Origin of the sequence: Pseudotabrizicola algicola, from assembly GCF_010915705.1 — a bacterium.
Lineage (GTDB): Bacteria > Pseudomonadota > Alphaproteobacteria > Rhodobacterales > Rhodobacteraceae > Pseudotabrizicola > Pseudotabrizicola algicola.
In genome coordinates, this window is sequence record NZ_JAAIKE010000023.1 from 1 (window position 1) to 6,532 (window position 6,532).

6 protein-coding genes are annotated in these 6,532 nt (G+C 64.5%); 4 read left to right on the forward strand and 2 right to left on the reverse strand.

Features of this window, described 5'->3' with window-relative positions; translation table 11 throughout:
* Positions 1-136 precede the first annotated feature (136 nt).
* From G3572_RS21700 to G3572_RS21710, 3 genes are read left to right on the forward strand one after another with little or no spacing between them, the layout of a single operon-like run.
* Positions 137-1,798: a TnsB C-terminal domain-containing protein gene (locus tag G3572_RS21700; RefSeq protein WP_035714028.1), complete on the forward strand. Its 1,662-nt coding sequence runs from the start codon at positions 137-139 to the stop codon at positions 1,796-1,798.
* A 1-nt stretch (position 1,799) separates the two neighbouring features.
* A complete protein-coding gene (locus G3572_RS21705) occupies positions 1,800-2,681 on the forward strand; it encodes a TniB family NTP-binding protein (protein ID WP_035714025.1) in 882 nt (293 codons plus the stop codon).
* Positions 2,678-3,679, forward strand: coding sequence for a TniQ family protein (locus tag G3572_RS21710; protein WP_275897813.1), 1,002 nt, complete (start codon positions 2,678-2,680; stop codon positions 3,677-3,679). Before G3572_RS21705 ends, G3572_RS21710 begins: the two co-directional genes overlap by 4 nt.
* A 26-nt stretch (positions 3,680-3,705) precedes the next feature.
* On the opposite strand, the gene scpB is transcribed toward G3572_RS21710, so the two are convergent.
* Both scpB and G3572_RS21720 read right to left on the reverse strand, forming a co-directional pair.
* On the reverse strand, positions 3,706-4,314 hold the full coding sequence (scpB, locus tag G3572_RS21715) for an SMC-Scp complex subunit ScpB (RefSeq protein WP_035714022.1): 609 nt from the start codon (positions 4,312-4,314) through the stop codon (positions 3,706-3,708).
* Between the two features lie 2 nt (positions 4,315-4,316).
* Positions 4,317-5,204, reverse strand: coding sequence for a DUF1403 family protein (locus G3572_RS21720; RefSeq protein WP_035714019.1), 888 nt, complete (start codon positions 5,202-5,204; stop codon positions 4,317-4,319).
* A 126-nt stretch (positions 5,205-5,330) separates the two neighbouring features.
* On the opposite strand from G3572_RS21720, the gene G3572_RS21725 reads away from it, so the two are divergent.
* A complete protein-coding gene (locus tag G3572_RS21725) occupies positions 5,331-6,428 on the forward strand; it encodes a tyrosine-type recombinase/integrase (RefSeq protein WP_371879026.1) in 1,098 nt (365 codons plus the stop codon).
* The last annotated feature ends 104 nt before the right edge of the window (positions 6,429-6,532 follow it).

The following is a 6,532-nucleotide window of genomic DNA, read 5'->3' on the forward strand; positions in this document are numbered from 1 at the left end:
TGTCGCTTTTCCTTCACGATTTCACTGCGTGGTTTTCACATGATTTCCGCAAGGTACCTCCGGAAGTGGCGCGGGTTTCTGCTTTGCGATTTCAATTTCATTATGGACTTCAATAGGTTTTGAAGGGCACGGCGGCATGACAGCACTCAGCAAAGATCGGCCTTTGGAGCGGGCAGCTTACCGCGCTTCAGACGAGGCTTGGTCGAAGGCGGTTCGGATCGCTCGCGAACTTGACCGGGTTCTCGATGGCGACTTGCCGATGCGGGAGGCTGTCAGCCGGGCAGCGGTGGAACTGCGCCTTTCGACGCGTCAGGTCTACAATCACCTCGCCCGGTATCGGGAGGACCGCCGTGTCTCGTCGCTTCTTCCTCGGACGAATGGCGCGCGGCGTGCGAGGATATCGGCCAGCGTGGAAGCCATCATTTCCGACACTTTGCGAAAGATGTGGCTGCAGCCAGAGCAACCCGATCTCGCGCCCATCGTCGACGAAATCCGTGCGCGCTGTGACAGCGAAGGGTACAAGCCCCCGTCCTATGTCACTGTGGCCAAGCGGATCCCGCGCGTGTTCACCCCAGAGGAGATCGCGCGGCGGCGGCTTTCCGGTGGCAAGCATCTTCACCGCCTGAAGCCGCGTCCGGGATACATCCGTGCCGCCCACGCCCTTGAGGTCGTCCAGATCGATCATACCCCGGCCGACATCCAGTTCGTCGAGGTGATCGACGATCATGGCATCTTCGTTGGCAGACCTTATCTGACCATCGCCGCCGATGTGGCGACGAGTGCCATCATCGGCTTCTGTCTGACCCTCGAGCGTCCGTCCCGGCTCTCGGTCGCCTTGTGCCTTGCCCACGCGATATGCAGCAAGGATAACTGGCTGGCCGAACGCGGGATCGCGCACCCGTGGGTGATGCATGGCCGCCCTAAGCAGATCGTCGTGGACTCCGCCAAGGAATTTCAGAGCAGTACCTTTACGAAAGGATGCGCCGACTTCGGGATCACCGTCCGAACCCGGAACAAGGGCACAGTTCACCGAGGTGGGGTTGTCGAGCGCCTCCTTGGAAAAGTGAACACGGTGCTTCGCTCTCTTCCTGGCAAGACCGGACGGTCGATCGCGGATCGCGGCGACTATTCGTCCGATGAGAGGGCAAGTCTGACCTTCGCGGCCCTCGAGCGTTGCATCGCCCTGGCAATCGTCGATCACAACCAGACCCAGAACGCGCGCAAGCTGACTGTGCCTCGCCTCGAATGGGAGCTGCGACTTCCACCGACGGACCGGCCGATCGATGATCCTGACCAAGTCCTGCTCAACTTTCTCCCCCGCACAACACGCCGCATCTCTCCCCAGGGCGTCAGCCTGTTCGCCATCGACTACTTCGAGCAATGGCTTGGGCCTCTCGTCGCCCGCCGTGACCGGTTGCCACCTCTGGATCTATGCTACGACCCCCGGGACATCAGCCGGATCTACATCGCCGATCCCGACACGCGGATCTGGCGTCCGGTAAAGCGGCGGGATGGGGTGACCATGCCAATCACCCTTTGGCAGCATGAAGCCGACCGAGCGCGCACGCGAGAGAGCCAACAACGACCGGCGCAGGAAAAGACGCTTCTGCGCCGGGAAATCGCGGCGACCGTCGCCGGGGCCAAATCCAAGAAGGCTCACCTGCGGGAAATGACCAGGGCCCGACACGCCGCAGACGCGCCGAAGGCGTATCAAAATGTCGGGCAGGTTTCGGAGGCGACCCATACCGGACCAGAACCTGACCGACCCCGCCGCGTCTTTCCTGTGGAGACCTGGTAGCATGGCCGACCATCTCCTACCATCAACCTCAGCGTTGCTCGATGCGGATGCTGCCACCCGCATTGCTCATATTCGGGCGCCACGCTGGATAGGCCATCCCGGTGCCTCTGCGGCACATGATGCGATGCGGCAGCTGTTGGAACGCCCGCCATCACTCCGTCCACGCGGCTTGTTGATTGCTGGTCCCTATCACAACGGCAAGACCATGATCGCCGAACGCTTCGCCGTCGAACATCTGCGCCGTGCCGACCGGCAAAGGGTCTGGGTGATCCAGACCCGGGAGGGGGCAGGCCTGTCGCATTTCTACGCCAGCATTCTGTCCGGACTGCGCGCCCCGCAAGCTGCCGGCTGGCGTAGCCTGTCCCGCGCCAGCGAACAGGTCGATCATCTTCTCGACAGCGTCAAGCCGCGCCTGCTCATCTTCGACGAATTCCACAGTGTTCTGCGCGGACGCCGACAGGATGTGAAGGCAATCTTCTCGTTCCTGCGGCGGATCGCACGCGTGCATGACATCTCGCCCGTGCTTGTCGGCGAAATCGCTGTCTATGATGCATTGCACGACACTGAAGAAATGGGCTCGCGGTTCGATACGGTCGCAGTGTCACGGTGGGGATTCGACGAAGACTTCGCCACGCTTCTCGACAGTCTCGAGGCCAGCATGCCGCTTGCGCATGCCTCAAACCTCTCACGACCTCCCCTGGCCAAAATGATCCATGATCTGTCGGAAGGGCTGATTGGCGAGGTGGTCGACATCGTCACCCGGACGGCGGTGGCAGCTGTTGAGAGCGGTGAGGAAAGGATCACGTCCAGCACCGTCATGGCCCTCGGCTATGTACCGCTGTCACGGCGACGGAACTCGGCCTTGCGCCATTCAATGACATGACCAGCAGTGCGCAGAGGATTACCGTCTCCCCGGCCCGCCGCTATAGAGTGGCCGCGGGGCATCGCTGGCCGGTGGACGTCCGGCCAGCTCCTGGGGAGCTTTTGTCAAGCTGGCTGCATCGGCTTGCACATGCCAATGGTGTGCCGCCGCGCTATTTTGGAGCGGTGCTCGGGGTGGCCGGCGAGACATGGTCGGCGCAACTTGACCGGCATCTGCCGGATTCTGTTCGTCGCTTGCTGCTCGACCATACGGCGATCTGCCCCGACGAGATCGACGGTCTTTGTCTGGCCAACAGTCCACTCTCGACCCTGCGCTTGCGGCTGCGGACCCGGCCGCAAGATGCAGGGACATCGACGGCGCAGTCCTGTTGGTTGCAGTTCTGTCCCTCCTGCCTGGGGGAAGACGAGGTGCCCTATTTCCGGCGGAGCTGGACCTTGGCAACCCGCGTGTCCTGCTTTCGCCATGGCTGCCGCTTGCGCGACCGTTGCCCGTCTTGTGGGCAGAGCCTTGCGCCATTTCGTCAGGCTCGCCTCGTGCCACAACAGTACTGCGCCTTCTGCGACGCCCCTCTCGCAAAACCGACTGGCCCGGCAAGCACGGGCGCCCGGCGCCTCGAGCGGCTGATCGACGATCTGCTGCGCCTTGATTCCGCTGAGCGCGCGCAGGACGACCGGAAGTCTCTTGCCGTGCAGCTTATGAAACACCCAGTGCCCGTCAGAACGGCGACATCAACGGTCCCATTCTTGTCGCATCGGGTTCGCTACAATTTCTTCCAGCGGTTGTCAGAGCGGCAGATCGAGGTAAGAGACCCCACAGAACGCGGCCCGCTGACCTTCTGGCTCGGGCTGGCCCGCGCCTCCGAAAACCACAAGGGGTTGGTCGGGACGCTCAGAGATCGGCTTGGCGAAACTGCCGGGCCGGGGCCGGCCTCCTCCTCCAGAGAGCCTGATCTGGCCGCCTTGCTGCGGGCAGCAATCCGGCTTCACCAAAGTCGCTGATTTCCTGCTGAAGCCTGGCCGGTCGCCTAACCTTCCATGGCCCCCGATGGGCCTGCCAGGCCTGCATCGTCCAATTGCTCGGGGTCTGGCAGGTCGCGCAAGGACTCCATCCCGAAGGCAGCCAAGAACGCCTCGGTGGTGACGAAGGTATGAGGCGCGCCACGGCGGGGTTCGCGAGGGCCGGTGCCGATCAGGTCCCGCTCGGCAAGTCGGCCGATCAGGTCACGGCTGATCTCTTTTCCGAAGATGTCCTTCAACCCGTCGCGGCTGATCGGCTGGTGATACGCAATCGCCGCCAGCACGGCCAGATCGTATTCCGACAGGTTCAGCGCTTGGCCGTCCACATCCGCCGCGGCGCGGATCGCTGGGGCATAGGCCGCGCGCGTGCGCAGCATCCACGCCTTTCCCACCTGTGCCACCTCATAGGGTCGGCCTTCCAGATCCACTGCCAGATCCTCGATCAACAGATCGACTGAGGCCCCCTGCCCCACGACCCGCGCCAGATCCTCGCGCGCCACCGGGGTCGTGCTTGCGAACAGCACCGCCTCGATCCGACGCATCCATTCCCGCCAGCGCAGCTCAGGGGGAAGAACGGCCAATTCGCGGTCAAGTTCTGTGTCCTCGCGCCGCCCCATGCTCAGACCCCGTAAAGTCGGAACGTGTCCCGCCCTGTCAGTTCGCGCACGGCGCCGAGCGCCACCAGTCGGTCGCAGAGCCGTCGCGCGGCCCGATCCGACATGAAGGCCAATGCCCCCGGCACCAGCGCATCGCGCGACAGGAACAGATCGACCGCCCGGCCCGCCGCCTTGGCGCGCAGCTTCGGGGCCACTGCCCGAAGGCGGGCCGCCGCACGGGCCAGATCGCCGGCCAGCGGCAGCGCCTGCCGAACGGCAGAGACAACGGCGCGGTGACAGGCCAGCCGCAGATCATCGCCCCGCAAGCGTATATCGCGGGGCTTGAGCGTCAGCGCCAGAAGCGGCAGCACATGCGTTGCCCCCAACGCTTTTGCCAACGCGGCATCGGACAGGATCAGGGCGGCGGCCTCGGCTCGCGGACTATCGGTCAGCACCGCCTCGACGACCTGCGCCGCGCGGTCCACTGGGGTCGGTCCGGTGGCATCAAGGCAAAGCGCGATCCGCTCTGCCGTTACTCCGTCCAGCGTATTGACCAGATGCGCGACCGAAACCGGCCGCGCCGCCGCGCGTGACCACTGCCGTGCGATGCGCCCCGCCGGGCCGGGGTCGTCGCCCGGTCCCGTCAGGTGCAGGGCATCGCGCAAGGCGCCCTGCCCTTCCCTTCGCCCCGCCATCGCAGCGCAGTTCTCGGCCGCCGTCAGGGCCAGACGATCGCGCCACAGCGCCAGAGGCACATCCCCCGACGCCATTGCCTGACCCAGATGCGCCAGCGCGGCCCCGGACCGGAAGGCCGCAGCCTCCGGCGGCTCGGACGGCGCAGAGACGATCCAGCCCGGCAGCGGGGGCAGCATCGGCAAGGTTTCCAAAGGCTCGGCGCGCGGTTTTCCCATGTCGGCAGCTTATATTGTGACGGCGCTTTCTGCCAGAGAAATGCACCTATAGCGCCGCAGCTTTGTCGGCTCCACAATGTCCAATAAGATTGCATTATCGGACGTGCCGGGAGTATGCTCGACGGTATGACCGAAACGCCCGAGAAATCGCCTTCAGAACCCCCGGAACGTCCCGATCGCCATGAGCGGGACGACAGCGCTGATACGGAGCGCGACACGATCGCCCTGCCCTCCCATGTCGCTGGCTCGGGCACGCTCGACCGCCTGGTCGAAACGGCGCGTGACTATGCGCGTCAGGCGGCGTCGGAGAACACGCTGAAGGCCTACACCAAGGATTGGGCCCACTTCGCGCGCTGGTGCCGGATGCGTGGCGCGGACCCTCTCCCCTCGTCGTCCCAGCTGATCGGCCTCTACATCGCCGATCTGGCAGCGCCGAGCGGCAAAGCACCTGCCCTCTCGGCCTCCTCTATAGAACGGCGGCTGTCTGGCCTGACCTGGGGCTATGCGCAGCGCGGAGAGCGGCTCGACCGCAAAGATCGGCACATTGCCAGCGTCCTGGCTGGCATCCGCCGCAAGCACGCACGGCCACCAGCACAGAAAGAGGCCATTCTGCCGGAAGACCTGCGCGACATGCTGGCAACCCTCCCCCACGATTTGCGCGGCCTGCGCGACCGGGCGATCCTGCTGATCGGCTTTGCTGGTGGCCTGCGTCGGTCCGAAATTGTCAGCCTCGACCACGGCAAGGATGACACGCCTGACTCCGGCGGCTGGGTCGAGATCTTGGAGGACGGCGTGCTCCTCACCCTGCGCGGCAAGACCGGTTGGCGCGAGGTCGAAATCGCCCGCGGCTCATCAGATCAGACCTGCCCGGTCCATGCCCTGACGCAGTGGCTGCATTACGCAAGGATCGACTTCGGCCCGATCTTCGTCGCCACGTCACGCAACGGCCTGAAAGCTACGAGCGAGCGGTTGTCGGACAAGCACGTCGCCCGGCTGATCAAGTCCTGCGCCCGCGAGGCCGGGCTACGCCCTGATCTGCCTGAAGCCGAGCGCGTGCGGCTGTTCTCGGGCCATTCCCTGCGCGCAGGCCTTGCCAGCAGCGCGGAAGTTGATGAGCGCTACGTTCAAAAGCAGCTTGGTCATGCCAGCGCAGAGATGACCCGCCGATACCAGCGACGCCGCGACAGGTTCCGGGTGAACCTGACCAAGGCCGCAGGCCTGTAAGCCCCCTGCCCTTCCGTCGAGCCTTTGCTGAAATGCCAAGCTCCAACCAGACCGCTCAGGTTTCAGGTAACCGCTTCAATTGAAATCAGGAACCAAACGCGACA